At 60.0% G+C, this 16,839-nt stretch carries 16 protein-coding genes; 7 read left to right on the plus strand and 9 right to left on the minus strand.

Annotated elements, in window-relative coordinates; genetic code table 11:
• Positions 1-3: 3 nt before the first annotated feature.
• The 7 genes from C8K63_RS22725 to C8K63_RS22755 all read right to left on the minus strand — a co-directional run bounded on the left by C8K63_RS22725 (position 4) and on the right by C8K63_RS22755 (position 7,261).
• The gene (locus C8K63_RS22725; protein WP_108218730.1) at positions 4-1,623 is read right to left on the minus strand and encodes an EAL domain-containing protein; all 1,620 of its coding nucleotides are present in this window, start codon (positions 1,621-1,623) and stop codon (positions 4-6) included.
• A 75-nt stretch (positions 1,624-1,698) separates the two neighbouring features.
• Positions 1,699-2,478, minus strand: coding sequence for an N-acetylmuramoyl-L-alanine amidase (locus tag C8K63_RS22730; protein ID WP_108218731.1), 780 nt, complete (start codon positions 2,476-2,478; stop codon positions 1,699-1,701).
• A gap of 92 nt (positions 2,479-2,570) precedes the next feature.
• The gene (locus C8K63_RS22735) at positions 2,571-4,565 is read right to left on the minus strand and encodes a GGDEF domain-containing protein (protein ID WP_108218732.1); all 1,995 of its coding nucleotides are present in this window, start codon (positions 4,563-4,565) and stop codon (positions 2,571-2,573) included.
• Positions 4,562-5,440, minus strand: a complete 879-nt coding sequence (locus C8K63_RS22740) for an endonuclease/exonuclease/phosphatase family protein (RefSeq protein ID WP_108218733.1) — start codon at positions 5,438-5,440, stop codon at positions 4,562-4,564. Before C8K63_RS22740 ends, C8K63_RS22735 begins: the two co-directional genes overlap by 4 nt.
• A 14-nt stretch (positions 5,441-5,454) precedes the next feature.
• Complete coding sequence (locus C8K63_RS22745; protein ID WP_108218734.1) at positions 5,455-6,096, minus strand: thiol:disulfide interchange protein DsbA/DsbL; 642 nt, start codon at positions 6,094-6,096, stop codon at positions 5,455-5,457.
• A gap of 199 nt (positions 6,097-6,295) precedes the next feature.
• Complete coding sequence (locus C8K63_RS22750) at positions 6,296-6,925, minus strand: cytochrome c (RefSeq protein WP_108218735.1); 630 nt, start codon at positions 6,923-6,925, stop codon at positions 6,296-6,298.
• A 45-nt stretch (positions 6,926-6,970) separates the two neighbouring features.
• Entirely contained in the window at positions 6,971-7,261 is a 291-nt protein-coding gene (locus C8K63_RS22755) for a cytochrome c5 family protein (protein WP_108218736.1), read from the minus strand.
• Between the two features lie 191 nt (positions 7,262-7,452).
• Here C8K63_RS22755 and yihA point away from each other — a divergent pair, with 191 nt between their 5' ends.
• Entirely contained in the window at positions 7,453-8,097 is a 645-nt protein-coding gene (gene yihA, locus C8K63_RS22760) for a ribosome biogenesis GTP-binding protein YihA/YsxC (RefSeq protein ID WP_008002192.1), read from the plus strand.
• Positions 8,098-8,703: 606 nt separating this feature from the next.
• On the opposite strand, the gene polA is transcribed toward yihA, so the two are convergent.
• Positions 8,704-11,508: a DNA polymerase I gene (gene polA, locus C8K63_RS22765; RefSeq protein ID WP_108218737.1), complete on the minus strand. Its 2,805-nt coding sequence runs from the start codon at positions 11,506-11,508 to the stop codon at positions 8,704-8,706.
• A gap of 74 nt (positions 11,509-11,582) precedes the next feature.
• On the opposite strand from polA, the gene C8K63_RS22770 reads away from it, so the two are divergent.
• Positions 11,583-11,870 (plus strand): DUF2782 domain-containing protein, encoded by a 288-nt coding sequence (locus C8K63_RS22770; RefSeq protein WP_104450417.1) that lies wholly within the window; start codon positions 11,583-11,585, stop codon positions 11,868-11,870.
• A gap of 60 nt (positions 11,871-11,930) precedes the next feature.
• Entirely contained in the window at positions 11,931-12,881 is a 951-nt protein-coding gene (locus tag C8K63_RS22775) for a homoserine kinase (protein ID WP_007989412.1), read from the plus strand.
• 91 nt (positions 12,882-12,972) lie between these two features.
• On the opposite strand, the gene znuA is transcribed toward C8K63_RS22775, so the two are convergent.
• On the minus strand, positions 12,973-13,902 hold the full coding sequence (gene znuA, locus C8K63_RS22780) for a zinc ABC transporter substrate-binding protein ZnuA (RefSeq protein ID WP_108218738.1): 930 nt from the start codon (positions 13,900-13,902) through the stop codon (positions 12,973-12,975).
• Between the two features lie 57 nt (positions 13,903-13,959).
• Here znuA and zur point away from each other — a divergent pair, with 57 nt between their 5' ends.
• The 4 genes from zur to C8K63_RS22800 are packed head-to-tail and all read left to right on the plus strand — an operon-like array spanning position 13,960 to position 16,762.
• Positions 13,960-14,442: a zinc uptake transcriptional repressor Zur gene (gene zur, locus C8K63_RS22785; RefSeq protein ID WP_108218739.1), complete on the plus strand. Its 483-nt coding sequence runs from the start codon at positions 13,960-13,962 to the stop codon at positions 14,440-14,442.
• Entirely contained in the window at positions 14,442-15,227 is a 786-nt protein-coding gene (znuC, locus tag C8K63_RS22790) for a zinc ABC transporter ATP-binding protein ZnuC (RefSeq protein ID WP_007989407.1), read from the plus strand. The genes zur and znuC overlap by 1 nt, the downstream gene beginning before the upstream one ends.
• Positions 15,220-16,008 (plus strand): zinc ABC transporter permease subunit ZnuB, encoded by a 789-nt coding sequence (znuB, locus tag C8K63_RS22795; protein WP_108218740.1) that lies wholly within the window; start codon positions 15,220-15,222, stop codon positions 16,006-16,008. The genes znuC and znuB overlap by 8 nt, the downstream gene beginning before the upstream one ends.
• A 37-nt stretch (positions 16,009-16,045) precedes the next feature.
• Positions 16,046-16,762 carry a PA5502 family lipoprotein gene (locus C8K63_RS22800; RefSeq protein ID WP_108218741.1) on the plus strand — a complete coding sequence of 239 codons (717 nt, stop codon included), beginning with the start codon at positions 16,046-16,048 and terminating at the stop codon, positions 16,760-16,762.
• Positions 16,763-16,839: the final 77 nt, after the last annotated feature.

Genomic DNA, 16,839 nt, shown 5'->3' on the forward strand with positions numbered 1-16,839 from the left:
CCTTCACGCCTCGTCATCCAGACGTCGGCCAGCGCCGGCCAGGCGCCGGCCCCGGGTTATCAGTTCAATGAACTGCACGGCGCTCAGCGCGCGGGCGAACAGCCACCCCTGGCCGAACTTCACGCCTTCACTGCTGAGGAATTCGACCTGGGCCTCATGTTCGATGCCTTCGGCAATCACCTTCAGGTGCAGCGACTGGGCCATGTGAATGATGTGCGGGGCCACACCACTGCTGGCGGCGTCATGGCCCAACGCATCGATGAACGCCTTGTCGATTTTCAGGCAATCCACCGGCAGGGTTTGCAAATAGGCGAGGCTGCAATAGCCGGTGCCGAAGTCATCGATCAACACCTGGTGCCCGACATCCCGTAACGATTGCAGGTTTTCCCGGGCCACCACCACATCCACCAGCCCGCGCTCGGTGACCTCAAAGGCAATTTGCTGCGCAGCGACACGGTGCAGGGTCAGCAGCCGCGCCATCACCTGACCAATCCGCGGAACCATCACATCACACGCCGCGAGATTGACCGAGATGTACAGTTGCGGGTTGGCACGCAGCAACTGGCCGAGTTGCTCGAGCAGGCGTTGCAGGACGAAGTCCGTCATCTGGCGAATCTGCCCGGTGTTCTCCGCCATCGGGATGAACAGGTCGGGACTGGTCAGAGTACCGTCCGGCCTGCGCCAGCGTAGCAGCGCTTCAGCCCCGACACAGTTGCGGCTATCGAGGTCGAAGATCGGTTGATACAGCACCTGCAACTCGCCACGGCGAATCGCGCCGGTCAGTTCGGCGTCCAGCGACTGCCGCTGGCGCACCAGCAGAAACACCAGGAACCCAACGCATATGCCCAGTGTGAGGCTGGCCGGCAGCAGCCACCACCAGACCGCCGGGATATGCATGCCGCTACGCGGGCTGATCAACACCAATTGATATTCCGGATTGTCGGTGGGCATGCGGTATATCAGGCGTGTATGGGTTATCTGCAGCGCATCACGGTTTCTCGGTGGCCAGGCCTCGGCCGGCGGCCAGACCTGAGAAGCGCCCAGCACCGGAATCGCGCGCGCGCCATGGTCAAGGACCACCAGCAGACTGCTGCCCGGCGACAGGTCGACCATATCGGTCAAATGCCCGCGAGAGGTCGCGACCCGGAAATTCCCGCGCCCGAGCATAAGCGCGGCGCGGTTTTCGTCGGGTTCGGTGGTGGTGTTGAGCCAATAGCTGTAAGTCGGGCCTTTGATGTCTGGCGATCGACTCAGCGACAGCCCTTCCTGGCGAGGGCGATTGGAGCAGATTCGCGAGGAGTCCATATAGGCGGCTTCGTAGACGAAGCGATAATTGAACGTAACCTGTTGCAGGGTCGCGATCATTTCCGCATCGCAGCCGCGCAACGGCTGCGCTTCAAGGTCGTCAAGGCTTTCACGTAGTTGCCCGAAGAGCTGTTCCAGGCGGGCGAGGAAGCGCTCACCCTGAGCATTCATTTCTTCGCTTTCGTTTTGCTCGATCTGGTGAATGGCGACGAACAGGCTGCCGGCCATCAGTAACGTTGCGCTCAAGACAGCAGACATCAGCCCCAGAAACCAGGGGCGATGGAACCAACTACGGAAGGTCTCTCGAGCAGCAGGCATTGTGTAATATCCGAAGGATTACCAATGAGTTATAGCTGCTGATTGGGAAAATGCCCGTACCGTCGGGCGGCGTCATTATTTTGACTGATTCAACACCAAAAGTAGCGCTGCAGTTTGCGCATCCGGAGTGCCGTCGAAGCGCGCCGGACGGAAATGCATCTGGAATGCCGCTATCACATGCCGTGTCGCGACATCGAGCTCGCCGGTTTGTGGCGAGGCATAACCCAAGCGGGTCAACTGCGCCTGAAACCAGCTGATGCTCGGCAACTGCTCGGCGAACAACATTTGCTGGCGCGCCACCGACTGTTCATTCGGCCAGAGGCCCAAGCCTTCGGCGGCCAGACGCTTCCAGGGGAACAGCGGCCCCGGGTCCAGCTTGCGCAACGGCGCAATATCGCTATGGCCGATGATGTCGCGAGGCTTTATGCCGTGACGTTTGCTGATGTCCTTGAGCAACACGATCAACGACTGGACCTGATCTTCGGTGTAGGGATACCACACGCGTCCAGTCGGTGTGTCCTCGAAGCCCGGGTTGACGATTTCGATACCGATGGAACTGGAGTTCAGCCAGGTCCGGCCATTCCACTCGCTCTCCCCGGCGTGCCAGGCGCGCACATTTTCATCCATCAGCTTGTAGATGGTGGCGCCCTTGTCGTCGCCGATCAGGTAATGGCTGCTGACTTCACCGTGGGTAAGCAGTTGCAACGAACGCTCCAGCGAGGCGTTGGTGTAATGCACCACCACGAACTGCACACGGCTGTCGTAATTGGCTGAAGGATGGCTGGTGTCAATACGGGGACCGCTGGCGCAGCCGGCCAGCAGAATCAGTGACGCGATCAGAGCAAAATATTTCATGGCGAAGGCAGTACACACAAGACAATAATGCAACAGTGTAACGTAATGCCTGACGGACAGACGCCAATCAAACAAAATGGAACAATTGACGATCAGCCCGGCTCCACGCGATTGCGGCCGGCATTTTTTGCGCGATACAGCGCCTGATCGGCTCTTTTAAGCGCTTGATCGCCGTGCTCTCCCTGCCTGAACGCCGTCATTCCGATAGACACGGTGATGGTCACCGGCTCTCCCTTGAAGTGGAACGGACAGGCCTCGATGGAGGCACGCAAGCTTTCCAGCAACTTCAACCCCGCCGCCGACACCGTGGATGGCATTAACAGAACAAACTCTTCGCCGCCAAACCGCGCAATGAAATCCGTCCCGCGCAAACGCTTGCACAACACGCTGGCGATGATTTTCAGCACTTTGTCACCGGCCAGGTGCCCGTAGTTATCATTGATACGCTTGAAATGATCGAGGTCCAGCATGGCCAGCAGCAGCGTGTTGCCATGTTGCTGCCATTGTGTGACCTCATGGTCCAGGCGCTCGCTCCAGGCGGCGCGGTTGGGCAGACTGGTCAACGGGTCGATCAATGCCTTCTGACGCTGCTCTTCAAGGTGCTCACGGTAACCCTGGGCCTCCTGCTCCATATGGGCGACCCGCTCGGCCAGGCTGTGCAAGCGCGCAGCGACCTCTTGCTCGCGCTCATCGCGCTGTTTCTGGTGCTGGTCCATGGTGCCCAGCAAGCCTTCGAGATGGTTTTCCAGGACGTGCTTGAGATCTTCCAGGTCCGCGGCTTCCTGCATGCTGCTTTGCAAGCCATCGACCTGTTCGCGGATTTGCGTGTCCATCTGCCGCGCAGCCGAACGGTTGTCGGCGTGCCCTGCGGTGGCGGCCTGCAAGTTGCTCTGGAACGATTCGAGGCGTTCGTTCAATCGTTGTAGATAGGCTTCGAACTCATGCTGGCCGCTGTCGGTAATGGCCAGCATCAACGTGGCGAAGTCGTCGAGAATCGGCAGCAATTCGTACCAGTTCAAACCGTTTTTCAGACGATCGCGCATGGATTCGGCTTGCGGGCGATAACGTTCGGGCAATGTCAGGTCTTCGAGCAGCCCTAGCAGCGTGTCTTCGATATGACTGGCCACCGAACTGTAGGAGGGCTCGGGGGAGTCCGGGAGTGCGTAGAGAATGTCGTGTTCGGAATGTGCCTGATCGGCGACAGCCACTTCCTCCCTCGGAATCGGAGGCAAGGGCGAGTTATCCGGCGACGCTTGCGCGGTCAGCTCGTCGGGGTTTGGTTCCGACTCCGGAGGCGTCGCGATGGTTTCCGGAGCTGGTTGCTCGGCCGATTCGATTTCTGTCGCGGCTGCACTGGCTGGCTGAGGCTCCGCAGCCGGGGGGGCAAAAGCCACGGCTGGCTCAGTCGGCGCGGACTCGTCCTCAGCTCGCTCAACAGCGGGTACCTCGCAGATTGCTGGCTCGATCACGACCGGGGCCGACGCGATAATCGCCGCAGGGCTCTCGGCTACAGGGGCAGCCAGCGCAGGAGAAGTAGCCGTTGAGGCCGCCGTCTCCTGCGCTTCACGACCGCCGAACAACCGCTGCAGCAAGCCAGGCCGATCGGGTTCCGCCGGGGTATCCAGCTGGCTCAGGGCCTTGCCTTGCAAGCCACTCAACTCGCTGAGCAACAACGGTATCTCACGTGCCTGACTGACCCGCGCCTCCAGTTGCTTGGCGAAACGCTTGAGTGGCCGGCTCACATCCCGTGGCAGCGGCAATGTTTGCAGCTGAGTGACCAGCGCAGTCAGGGCGGCACTGGTCTGGTTGACCCGGGTTTCCCGACGCTGTTCAGAATCGAGCACGGCTTTTTCCAGGCGCGGAATCAGCGCGGCCAGGCCGGCGTCCATGTCGTCGGTACGCACGACCTCACGCATTTCCTTCATGCATTGGTCAACGGCGCGGTCGGTACCTTCCGCCGCCAGGGTGCTGCGCACCAGCCCACGACGCAGCAAGTCGAGCCGTGCGTCCCAGCGACGTTCGAGCTTTTCCTGTTGTTCGATGCTTTTGAGGTATTTCTCTTTCCAGCGCTGTGCTTCGTCGCTCATTCATGGGATCCGCGAGGGGCAGGACTCAACGCGGGCAATGCATCGGCCGTGAGCGAACCCGGCAGACGAATCTCTACCGCGACCGGCAGGTGATCGGAAATGGGCTGTGCCAACACCTCGACCTTTTCCAGGGTCAGGCTCGGGCTCAGCAGGATATGATCCAGGCAGCGCTGCGGGCGCCAGCTGGGAAACGTCGCTTCCAGTTGTGGCGCAAGCAGGCCGAGATCGCGCAACGCGGAGTTTTGCAGCAGGTCACTGGCATGGGTATTCATGTCGCCCATCAGTACCTGGTGTTTGTAATCGCCAATCAGATCGCGGATGTAGGCCAGTTGCAGGCTGCGCGCCCGGGCGCCCAAGGCCAGGTGCATCATGACCACCACCAGCGCTTCCGGGCCTTCGCCGAACCGTACCAGAATGGCTCCGCGACCTTTTGGCCCCGGCAACGGATGATCTTCAATGGCCCACGGGCGCAATCGACTGAGCACGCCATTGCTGTGCTGGGCCAGGCGACCAAGGTTGCGATTGAGTTGTTGATACCAGTACGGGAAGGCGCCGAGCTGGGCCAGGTGTTCGACTTGATTGACGTAGCCTGACCGCAGGCTGCCGCCATCGGCTTCCTGCAAGGCGACCAGATCGAAATCGCCCAGCAGATTGCCGATTTTCTGCAGATTGTCGGCACGCCCGTTGTGCGGCAGCAGATGCTGCCAGCCCCGGGTCAGGTAATGCCGATAACGCTCGGTACTGATGCCGACCTGGATATTGAAGCTGAGCAAGCGCAGACGGCTGTCTACGGGCAGGCCCGTGGACTCCAGATGATGCTCGTTGACCCGCGGATCATGCCGGCCAACGACGCGTTCAGTACCCCATCGGCGCATGGCAGTGACTGCCCTCAGTTGGCGGCAGCCTTGTTAGCCGCCCGCTCTTTGTCGATCAGTTTGTCGGCCAGTTGCAGGGCCTGTTCAGCACCGCCGGCAGAACCCACGTCAAACCGGTACTTGCCGTTGACGATCATGGTTGGAACGCCGGTGATTTCATACTTCTTGGCCAGTTCACGCGCCTTGACGATCTGACCTTTGATAGCGAAAGAGTCGAAGGTCGCGAGGAACTTGTCCTTGTCCACGCCTTGGGTAGCGAGGAAGTCGGCCATGTCATCCTTGTCGGTCAGTTTCTTGTGTTCTTTCTGAATCGCATTGAACACCGCGGCATGAACGTTGTGCTCGACACCCATGGCTTCAAGGGTCAGGAACATCTGACCGTGGGCATCCCACGGGCCACCGAACATCGCTGGAATGCGTACGAAATTCACGTCCGTCGGCAGTTTCTCGACCCAGGGATTGATCACTGGCTCGAAGGCGTAGCAATGCGGGCAGCCGTACCAGAACAGCTCTACCACTTCGATCTTGCCAGGCACAGCGACCGGAACCGGATTGCTCAGTTCCACATAAGGTGCGGCGGGGGCTTCAGCAGCCTGGGCGGTCATGCCGAACAGGCTGGCAGCGGCAAAAACGGCGCTGATGATCAGATTACGCATGCTTTACTCCTGGACAAATTTTATCGCCTCGCGCGACTGTTTTCAGACAGATCCTGGCGGGCTTGAGTTCTGTAGTGTAACGGCAGCGGCCACAAAAAAGGGCGGCCAAGGCCACCCTTTCTATACTTGCTGTCACGGATTAATCGAGCGTTAACGTTGCAGGCGATAAGCACCCCGTTCAACGCCCGATCCGTCGGCCTTAGTGCAGGCCTTGAATGTAGCTGGACACCGCGGCGATGTCTTCGTCGCTCAGCTTCTTGGCAATGGTCTGCATGGTTTTGGCATCGCCGTCGTTGTTGCGGCCGCCTTCTTCCTTGCGGAAGTCGGTCAGTTGCTTGGCGATGTATTGAGCGTGCTGGCCGCCGAGGTGCGGGAAACCGGCAGCCGCGTTACCTGCGCCATTTGGCGAATGGCACCCGGTGCAGGCTGGCATCCCCTTGGCCAGGTCACCGCCACGGAACAGGGCTTCACCGCGAGTGACGACTTTCGGATCGGCGGCGCCGACGCTGCCTTTCTGGCTGGCGAAGTAGGCGGCAATGTCCGCCAGGTCCTGATCGCTCAGGTTGGTCAGCAGACCGGTCATTTCCAGAACGGTGCGCTTGCCCGACTTGATGTCGTGCAATTGCTTGGTCAGGTAGCGTTCACCCTGACCCGCCAGTTTTGGAAAGTTTGGCGCCATGCTGTTGCCATCCGGGCCGTGGCAGGCGCCACAGACGGCGGCTTTGGCCTGGCCGGCTTTTGCATCACCCGGTTGTACTGCCTCACCTGCAGCATGGGCCATGCCGGAGATGCCCACGGTCAACAGCAGACTCACGATCAATTTCTTCATCAGCTAATCCAACTACGGCTAAGGGTTAAGAGTTATGGACCGGGCTTACTCGCTCATCCAAAGGATGATGGTTTGGTAATCCTCGGCACTGCAGTCCATGCACAAACCACGCGGCGGCATCGCCTTGAAACCCTGGGTCACGTGTTGCACCAGCGTCTCCATACCTTTCGCCAACCTCGGCGTCCAGGCTTCCTGATCGCCTTTTTTCGGCGCCATGGGGAGTTGGCCGGAATGACAGGCACCACAAACACGGTTGTACACAGCTTGCGGATCCTGTGTAGCCTGAGCGCTGTAAAGCGGCATCAAGACACCGGCAGCTAGCAGCCATTTCGTCATAAAACGACCTTTTCAGGGTTGAGAGCGTGCTGCGTTCTAGTGCGCAATCAAGGTCTGTCGCTCTCGTGAACTTCATCCTACGCTGGGACAAAGCGCACACAAAATCTGCGGCATTATATACTGGCGTCACTGAAACGGAAGCGACACTGCTTGCCGCACCCATTCCTGGCGCCGCCCACATCGGAAATCCCATGCAACTCAAGAATCCCATCCTCGGTCTGTGCCAACAGTCCACCTTCATGCTCAGCGCCGCCAAAGTCGACCAATGTCCGGATGACGAGGGCTTCGAAGTCGCCTTCGCCGGGCGTTCCAACGCCGGCAAGTCGAGTGCCTTGAACACCCTGACCCACGCCAGCCTGGCGCGCACCTCGAAAACCCCGGGGCGCACGCAACTGTTGAATTTCTTCAAGCTAGACGATGAACGCCGTCTGGTCGACCTGCCGGGCTACGGTTATGCAAAAGTACCGATCCCGCTCAAGCAACACTGGCAGCGTCACCTGGAGGCATATCTGGGTGGTCGCGAGAGTTTGAAAGGTCTGATCCTGATGATGGACATCCGCCATCCGATGACCGATTTCGACCTGCTGATGCTCGACTGGGCCGTGGCTGCCGGCATGCCGATGCACATTCTGCTGACCAAAGCGGACAAGCTGACCTATGGCGCGGCCAAGAACACGCTGCTCAAGGTACAGGCGGAAATCCGCAAGGGCTGGGGCGATCTGGTGACAATCCAGCTGTTTTCGGCCCCAAAACGCATGGGCCTGGAAGATGCCTACACCGTACTGGCTGGATGGATGGAGCTGGCGGACAAGGGTGCCGAGGTAGAAGCTCAGTAAGTGCCGAGAAAACTGCCTGCGGCGCACGCAGGCAGTTTTCTCGAGGCAAAAAAAGTTCTTCACGGAATTCCGGGGGAACACATATAACGAAATATCTGTAGGGGCTGCCGAAGGTTCGGGCCGCGTTCGGACGATCTTTTTGATCTTGATCAACAATCTCCAGATCGCAAAAGCAAGATCAAAAGATCGCGATAGCGGTGGGGATATGGTTGCTTTTGCCCTGGCGCACGCAAAAAAAACCCCGGACTTCATATGGGGAGGGAGAAGTTCCGGGGTTCAAGCTCTAGACCGCTAGGGCGGGGTCCAGATATCTGCCAACACTTAACACAACATAGGAGCATCGAAGGGCTTCACCAGCCATTCAGTAACTCTGAGTGGTGGCTCACAAGATTAGTTCAGATTTTTTTCAAATAGCTTTGAAATAACTCTAAGCGCCTTCCGGACTAAGCGAGTTGCGCCCTTCCGCCGCGGCACTATGCCGCAGCAGAACACGACAATTTTCTGTAGGAGCGAGCTTGCTCCGGGCGGCGTTCCGACGATGGAATTTCAGTCGAAATCGATGTGTCTGACACTCCATCGCGAGCAAGCTCGCTCCTACAAGAAGGCTCAGTGAGCCTCATCCCAGTTATTTCCGACACCCACTTCGACCAGCAACGGGACATCCAGTTTCGCGGCCTCGCTCATGTGTACGCGAATTTCATCGCGAACCTGGTCGACCAGGTCTTCACGCACCTCAAGCACCAGTTCATCGTGCACCTGCAAAATGACTTTGGCGTCGAGGCCAGACGCGGTCAGCCAGTTATCCACTGCAACCATGGCTTTCTTGATGATGTCCGCAGCGGTGCCTTGCATCGGTGCGTTGATCGCCGTGCGTTCCGCGGCGGCGCGCTCTTGCGGCTTGTTGGAGTTGATGTCCGGCAGGTACAGGCGACGTCCGAAGAGTGTCTCCACGTAACCTTGTTCTGCCGCCTGCGCACGGGTGCGTTCCATGTACTGGCGAACGCCGGGATATCGGGTGAAGTAGGTATCGATGTAGGCCTTGGCGGTCTTGGTGTCGACGCCGATGTCCTTGCCGAGCTTCTGCGCCCCCATGCCATAGATCAGTCCGAAGTTGATCGCCTTGGCGCTACGGCGCTGATCGGAGGTCACGTCCGCCAGTTCGACCTTGAACACTTCGGCGGCGGTCGCGGTGTGCACGTCCAGATTGTGGCGGAAGGCGTTCATCAGCCCTTCGTCCCGGGACAGGTGCGCCATGATCCGCAGTTCGATCTGCGAATAGTCCGCCGCCAGCAGCTTGTAACCTGACGGGGCCACGAAGGCCTGGCGAATGCGACGCCCTTCGGCGGTGCGCACTGGAATGTTCTGCAGGTTCGGATCGCTGGAGGACAGCCGCCCGGTAGACGCCACCGCCTGGTGGTACGAGGTATGGATCCGCCCGGTACGCGGGTTGATCTGCTCCGGCAGACGGTCTGTGTAAGTGCTTTTCAGCTTGCTCATGGAGCGGTATTCCATGAGCACTTTGGGCAATCGATAGTCGTCTTCGGCCAGTTTAGCCAACACTTCTTCGGCGGTGGATGGCTGGCCCTTGGCGGTTTTCTTCAATACCGGCAAGCCAAGCTTTTCGTAAAGGATCACGCCCAGTTGCTTGGGCGAACCGAGGTTGAACTCTTCGCCGGCAATCTCGAAGGCTTCACGCTCCAGCGCCACCATCTTGTTGCCCAGTTCGATGCTTTGCACACCCAGCAGGGCAGCGTCGACGAAAGCGCCTTGGCGCTCAATGCGTGCCAGCACCGGCACCAGCGGGATTTCGATGTCGGTCAGCACGCCGACCAGACTTGGAATGGCCGAAAGTTTTTCGAAGAGAGTCTGGTGCAGACGCAAGGTGATATCCGCATCTTCGGCGGCGTAAGGCCCGGCCTGCTCCAGGGCGATCTGATCGAACGTCAGCTGTTTCACGCCTTTGCCGGCGATGTCCTGGAAACTCACCGTGGTGTGGTCCAGGTACTTCTGCGCCAGGCTGTCCATGTCATGGCGCGTGGCCGTGGAGTTGAGCACGTAGGACTCGAGCATGGTGTCGAAGGCGATGCCGCGCACGGTAATGCCGTTGTCCTGATCGCCGCCGATGGCGCAGTTGGCCAGGATGTTCATGTCGAACTTGGCGTGCTGGCCGACCTTGAGTTTGTTCGGGTCCTCCAGAATCGGCTTGAGCGCACGCAGGACCGTGTCGCGGTCCAGCTGTTGCGGCACGCCGATGTAGGAATGGGTCAACGGGATGTAGGCCGCTTCGTTGGCCTGAACCGCGAATGACAGGCCCACCAGTCGTGCCTGCTGCGCATCGATGCCGGTGGTTTCGGTGTCGAAGGCAAACAGTTTGGCGTTTTTCAGTTTTTCCAGCCAGGCATCGAAACGCGTTTGATCGAGGATGGTTTCATAGGCGGCTTCAGCAACGGCGGCCGGTGCTTCGGCCTCTGGTTCGCTGAACAGATCGGCGGCCGGTGCTGGCTCGGCGGCAGCGCTCAGTTCCAGGCGTTTGGCGTCGCGATCAAGGTCGTTCAGCCAGCTCTTGAACTCCAGCAGGGTGTACAACTCGTAGAGTTTCGCCGGATCTTCAGGACCCATTTGCAAGTCGTCGAGCCCAACGTCCAGCGGCACGTCGATCTTGATGGTCGCCAACTGATAGGAAAGGAAAGCCATTTCCTTGTGCTCTTCAAGCTTGGCCGGCAAGGTCTTGGCGCCACGAATCGGCAGGGTCGGCACGATATCGAGTTGCGCATAGAGTTCGGTCAGGCCGCCGTTCACACCCACCAGCAGGCCAGACGCGGTCTTGGGACCGATGCCCGGAACGCCCGGAATGTTGTCGGACGAATCGCCCATGAGCGCCAGATAATCGATGATCTGCTCGGGAGCGACGCCGAATTTCTCCTTCACGCCCTCCACATCCATGCTGCTACCGGTCATGGTGTTGACCAAGGTAATGTGACCGTCGACCAATTGCGCCATATCCTTGTCACCGGTGGAGATGATCACCGGACGATCCGCCGCCGCGCTACTGCGGGCCAGGGTGCCGATCACGTCATCGGCCTCGACGCCTTCGACGCACAGCAGCGGGAAGCCCAGGGCGATCACGCTCTGGTGCAGCGGCTCGATCTGCACGCGCATGTCGTCAGGCATGCTCGGACGGTTGGCCTTGTATTCGGCGTACATGTCATCGCGAAAAGTCCCACCCTTGGCGTCGAACACCACGGCAAACGGACTGTCCGGATACTGCTTGCGCAGGCTCTTGAGCATGTTCAACACGCCCTTGACCGCGCCGGTCGGCAGGCCTTTGGAGGTGGTCAGCGGCGGCAGCGCGTGAAAGGCGCGGTACAGGTAAGAAGAACCGTCCACCAGGACGAGGGGGGCTTGGCTCATGAGCAGGATCAACCTTTTCGGCGGGTCCGGCGCTAGAATAGCGGGACCGTTGACGACAAAGGGACAAGGTTATCATGCGCACACTAAATCGCCTGTTGCTGGCTGGATTGTTTGCAATCGCACCATTGGCCGTCATGGCGGCGGACGATGCGCCAACGCCGGAACCGGATGTCACCATTCGTACGGAAGGGGACAAGCTCATTCAGGAATATCGCCAAAACGGCTTCCTGTATGCGATCAAAGTCACGCCCAAAGGCGGCAAGCCGTATTTCCTGGTGCGCGCGGACGGCTCGGAAGGAAACTTCATCCGCTCCGACTACCCGGATATGCTTATTCCGGCGTGGGAAATTTTTAAGTGGTAAGTCGTCCCTAACTTTAATCGGCGCTGGCTCAACAGCGGCGCCCGTACTGGCAGCTTAAACATGTCTGTGTTCACCCCCCTGGCTCGGCCCGAGCTGGAAGCTTTTCTCGCCCCTTATGGCCTCGGCCGCCTGCTTGATTTCCAGGGGATTGCCGCCGGTAGCGAAAACACCAATTTCTTTATCAGCCTGGAGCAGGGCGAATTTGTACTGACCCTGGTCGAGCGCGGTCCGGTTCAGGAAATGCCGTTCTTCATCGAACTGCTCGACGTGCTGCACGGCGCCGACCTGCCGGTACCTTACGCCCTGCGTACCACAGACGGCGTGGCCTTGCGCGAACTGGCGGGCAAACCTGCGCTGCTGCAACCACGCCTGGCCGGCAAGCATATCAAGCAAGCCAACGCGCAACATTGCGCACAGGTCGGTGAGTTGCTCGGCCATCTGCACCTGGCGACCCAGGCCAATATGATCAAGCGCAAAACCGATCGCGGCCTGGACTGGATGCTGGAAGAGGGCACGCAGTTCCTCTCGCACCTCGGTGCCGAGCAGAAAGACTTGCTGCAACGGGCGCTGGAAGAAATCACCCGGCAGAAAGAAAAAATCCTGGCATTGCCGCGGGCGAACATTCACGCCGACCTGTTCCGCGACAACGCGATGTTCGAAGGCACGCACCTGACCGGGCTGATCGATTTCTACAACGCCTGCTCCGGGCCGATGCTCTACGACGTGGCGATTGCCTTGAACGACTGGTGCTCGGACGACGATGGCGTGATCGATGGACCGCGAGCGCGGGCCTTGCTGGGCGCTTACGCAGCCTTGCGACCGTTCACCGCTGCCGAAGCCGAGTTGTGGCCGACCATGCTGCGGGTGGCTTGCGTACGGTTCTGGTTGTCACGCTTGATCGCCGCGGAGTCGTTCGCCGGGCAGGATGTGTTGATTCACGATCCGATGGAGTTCCAGTTGCGCCTGGCGCAGCGGCAGACGGTCAATACGCCTCTGCCTTTCGCCCTTTAAAAGCTTCGCGAGCAGGCTCGCTCCCACAGGTACACGGTGATCCTTGTGGGAGCGAGCCTGCTCGCGAATGGGGGCGCCACCTTTTTTCGAATTACAACGACTCCAGACACCCTGCCAAATCATTCCCCAGCTTCTCCAGCACCTGCTCATACCCCTGAGCAGTCGCCGGCGTGTACCCGCCCAACGCATCCAGCTCAGCCAGTTTCACTGGCAAACCCGCCACCAACGTTTCCGCCAGACGCGGGCGCAACGGCGGTTCGCTGAACACGCAAGTCTTGCCGACTTCCTGCAAACGCGCGCGCATCGCCGCGACATGCTGGGCACCGGGTTGCACTTCGGCCGCGACGCTGAACACACCCACGTGCTTGAGACCGTAGGCGTCTTCGAAGTAGTCGAAGGCTTCGTGGAAAACGAAGTAGGGCTTGCCCTGAACATCGGCCAGGCGTTTCTTCAGCCGCGCGTCCAACGCATCGAGGCGCTCATCGAAGGCCTTCAGGTTGCTCTGATACCGCGCGGCATTGTCAGGATCGGCGGCACTCAGGTCGGCCGCCATTTTCGTAGCGATGACTCGGGCGTTGACCGGCGACAGCCACAGGTGCGCATCCAGGCTGCCCGGGCGGTGATCGTGGTCGTGTTCGTCAGCTTCTTCGGCGTGGGAGTGGCTATCTTCGGCGAAGCGGCGCAGTTTCATGCCTGACAAATCCTGCACGGCGACGCTCGGCAGCGTACGACCCTTCAGCACGCGTGGCAGGAAACCTTCCATGTCCGGGCCAATCCAGTACAGCAGGTCCACCGATTGCACCTTGCGCACGTCGGAAGGGCGCAACGCATAGTTATGCGGCGATGCACCAGGTGGCAGCAAAACCTCGGGAATCGCCACACCGTCCTGTACCGCCGCGGCGATCAATTGCAGAGGCTTGATGCTGGTAAGGACCTTGACCTCGGCCTGCGCCGAACCGATCAGCAGAAAACTTGCGACAAATGCGACAAAGATAGAAAAAAGTCGGAACACGATGACCACTCGAAGAGGCGAGAACGGGTAACATAATAACGTCTCTCACAAAACTCGTCGCCGCTCATGCTAAAAACACCGATTGCCAGCCGCCCCCACGACCACTCACATTGCGTTCACAGCGCTTTGTCCGAGGCCGATGCCCTGTGCGCACGTCAAGGCCTGCGCCTGACCGCATTGCGCCGGCGGGTGCTGGAACTGGTGTGGCAAAGCCACAAACCCCTGGGGGCCTACGACATTCTCGCGGTCCTCAGCGAGCAGGACGGTCGCCGCGCCGCGCCACCGACGGTGTACCGCGCGCTGGATTTCCTGCTGGAAAACGGCCTGGTCCATCGAATCTCCTCGCTCAACGCCTTCATCGGCTGCAATCACCCGGAACATGCTCACCAGGGTCAGTTCCTGATCTGCCGTGGGTGCCACGCCGCCATCGAGCTCGAACAAAAATCCATCAGCGACGCGATCATCGCCAGCGCCAGGGATGTCGGGTTTATCGTCGAAGGCCAGACCGTTGAAGTGATCGGTCTCTGCTCGGGTTGCCAGGGGGCTTGATGAGCAACGCGCTGATTCGCCTTGAGCAGGTTGCCGTCACGTTCGCCGGGCAACCGGTGCTGGACAACATCGAGCTGAGCGTCGAACCGGGACAGATCGTTACCCTGATCGGCCCCAACGGCGCCGGCAAGACCACACTGGTGCGTGCCGTGCTCGGCCTGTTGAAACCGGACAGCGGCAGCGTATGGCGCAAGCCGAAACTGCGGGTCGGTTACATGCCGCAAAAACTTCACGTCGATCCAACCCTCCCGCTATCGGTCCTGCGCTTCTTGCGCCTGGTGCCGGGCGTGGACCGTGCGATGGCCTTGGCGGCACTCAAGGAGGTCGGTGCCGAACAGGTGATCGACAGCCCGGTGCAAAGCGTTTCCGGTGGCGAAATGCAGCGCGTGTTGCTGGCCCGGGCCTTGTTGCGCGAGCCGGAACTGCTGGTGCTCGACGAACCGGTGCAGGGTGTCGATGTGGCCGGCCAGGCTGAGTTGTACAGCCTGATCACCCGCCTGCGCGACCGTCACGGTTGCGGCGTGCTGATGGTCTCCCACGATTTGCATTTGGTGATGAGCACCACGGACCAGGTGGTTTGCCTCAATCGTCACGTGTGCTGCTCCGGCCATCCCGAGCAGGTCAGCGGCGATCCGGCTTTCGTCGAGCTGTTCGGAAAAAACGCACAAAGCCTGGCGATTTATCACCACCATCACGACCACGCCCACGACCTGCATGGCTCGGTGGTGAAGGCGCCCGCGTCGGGCCAACCCCATGTTCACGGAGATAGCTGCAAGCATGGCTGATTTTCTGCTCTACGCCCTGCTTGCAGGCCTGGCCCTGGCCGTCGTTGCAGGCCCGCTGGGGTCTTTCGTGGTCTGGCGGCGCATGGCCTATTTTGGCGACACCCTGTCCCACGCGGCACTGCTCGGTGTGGCCCTGGGCTTCCTGCTGGATGTCAGCCCGACCGTAGCCGTCACCGTCGGCTGCTTGCTGTTGGCAGTGTTGCTGGTGACCTTGCAACAACGCCAGCCGCTGGCATCCGACACACTTTTGGGGATTCTCGCACCCAGCACGCTCTCGCTGGGCCTGGTGGTACTAAGCTTCATGCACGAAGTGCGGATTGACCTGATGGCCTATCTGTTCGGCGACCTGCTGGCGATCAGTCCAACCGATCTGGCCTGGATTCTTGGCGGTAGTGCTGCGGTACTGGTCTTGCTGGTTACGTTGTGGCGCCCATTGCTGGCGATCACGGTGCATGAAGAACTGGCCAGGGTCGAAGGCCTGCCGGTGGCGGGATTGCGCCTGGCGTTAATGCTGTTGATCGCAGTAGTGATTGCCGTGGCGATGAAAATCGTCGGCGTGTTGTTGATCACTTCGTTGCTGATCATCCCGGCGGCTGCGGCACAACGTCACGCCCGCTCGCCGGAGCAGATGGCACTGGGCGCGAGCCTGCTGGGCATACTCGCCGTGTGTGGCGGGCTGGCGCTGTCCTGGTTCAAGGACACCCCGGCCGGCCCGTCGATTGTGGTGACGGCCGCCATGCTGTTTCTGCTGAGTTTTGTTCTGCCCCGTCGAGGGGTGTAGACTTGCTCGTTTTTTGCGCAAATAGAGAGTCGCAGGAATGAAGTCGTTCGCCTCCCGTTATCTGCTCCTTGTCGCATTTTCTTTGCTGCTGGGCGCCTGCCAAAGCACGCCACCGGCGGCCACCGAGGCCGCTGATGCGCGGGCCACGGCCATCGTACAGCTGGAACAAAACATCGCCAGCGATGAACTGGCCACCGCCGAAGACCAATTGACAGCCCTGCAGGCCGAATCGCCCAACGATGCTTCCCTTGAGCAATACCAGCGGCAACTGGCCGAAGCCTATCTGCGCCGCAGCCAGATCGTGCTGCAAAAGGGTGATGTAGATGCTGCCGCGACCGCCCTTAGTCGTGCCCGCGCATTGATGCCCAAGGCTCCGGCACTGACCGGCGGAGTCAACGGCTCGATTGCCCAGGCGCGCAAGGCCGAGTTGGAAAAAGCCGAGGCCGCCCTCAAGGCTGCCGAAGCCAAGCCAAAGGCGAAGGTCATCGATCTAACGGCTGAAAGCACCACGGTCGAGCTGAATATCAACGATATGGGCAAACTGCGTCGCCAACTGGATGCCATCGCTGCCGATGTGGTGAACTTTCAGTGCGACGTGAGCATTCAGGCACCGCGCACCAATGATTACCCTTGGCTGGCTAATTTGCTGACCAAACGGGTGAACAAGCTCGATCCTGAGTTTGATCTGAAGCTTGAGCGGCAGATTTTGCGCAGTGTTCCGGCGCAGATGGTTCTTAGCCCTCGCAAACCCTGAAAAGCTTCACGGGCAAGCCCGCTCCTACAGGGTTCCAGACATTGTAGGAGCGGGCTTGCCCGCGAAGGCGTCCTGTC

This window comes from Pseudomonas sp. GV085 (assembly GCF_003050925.1).
Lineage (GTDB): Bacteria > Pseudomonadota > Gammaproteobacteria > Pseudomonadales > Pseudomonadaceae > Aquipseudomonas.

Coding starts and splice junctions, on each gene's coding strand:
- C8K63_RS22725 (WP_108218730.1), bottom strand. CDS start 1,623: ATGCCTGCTGCTCGAGAGACCTTCCGTAGTTGGTTCCATCGCCCCTGG.
- C8K63_RS22730 (WP_108218731.1), bottom strand. CDS start 2,478: ATGAAATATTTTGCTCTGATCGCGTCACTGATTCTGCTGGCCGGCTGC.
- C8K63_RS22735 (WP_108218732.1), bottom strand. CDS start 4,565: ATGAGCGACGAAGCACAGCGCTGGAAAGAGAAATACCTCAAAAGCATC.
- C8K63_RS22740 (WP_108218733.1), bottom strand. CDS start 5,440: ATGCGCCGATGGGGTACTGAACGCGTCGTTGGCCGGCATGATCCGCGG.
- C8K63_RS22745 (WP_108218734.1), bottom strand. CDS start 6,096: ATGCGTAATCTGATCATCAGCGCCGTTTTTGCCGCTGCCAGCCTGTTC.
- C8K63_RS22750 (WP_108218735.1), bottom strand. CDS start 6,925: ATGAAGAAATTGATCGTGAGTCTGCTGTTGACCGTGGGCATCTCCGGC.
- C8K63_RS22755 (WP_108218736.1), bottom strand. CDS start 7,261: ATGACGAAATGGCTGCTAGCTGCCGGTGTCTTGATGCCGCTTTACAGC.
- yihA (WP_008002192.1), top strand. CDS start 7,453: ATGCAACTCAAGAATCCCATCCTCGGTCTGTGCCAACAGTCCACCTTC.
- polA (WP_108218737.1), bottom strand. CDS start 11,508: ATGAGCCAAGCCCCCCTCGTCCTGGTGGACGGTTCTTCTTACCTGTAC.
- C8K63_RS22770 (WP_104450417.1), top strand. CDS start 11,583: ATGCGCACACTAAATCGCCTGTTGCTGGCTGGATTGTTTGCAATCGCA.
- C8K63_RS22775 (WP_007989412.1), top strand. CDS start 11,931: ATGTCTGTGTTCACCCCCCTGGCTCGGCCCGAGCTGGAAGCTTTTCTC.
- zur (WP_108218739.1), top strand. CDS start 13,960: ATGCTAAAAACACCGATTGCCAGCCGCCCCCACGACCACTCACATTGC.
- znuC (WP_007989407.1), top strand. CDS start 14,442: ATGAGCAACGCGCTGATTCGCCTTGAGCAGGTTGCCGTCACGTTCGCC.
- znuB (WP_108218740.1), top strand. CDS start 15,220: ATGGCTGATTTTCTGCTCTACGCCCTGCTTGCAGGCCTGGCCCTGGCC.
- C8K63_RS22800 (WP_108218741.1), top strand. CDS start 16,046: ATGAAGTCGTTCGCCTCCCGTTATCTGCTCCTTGTCGCATTTTCTTTG.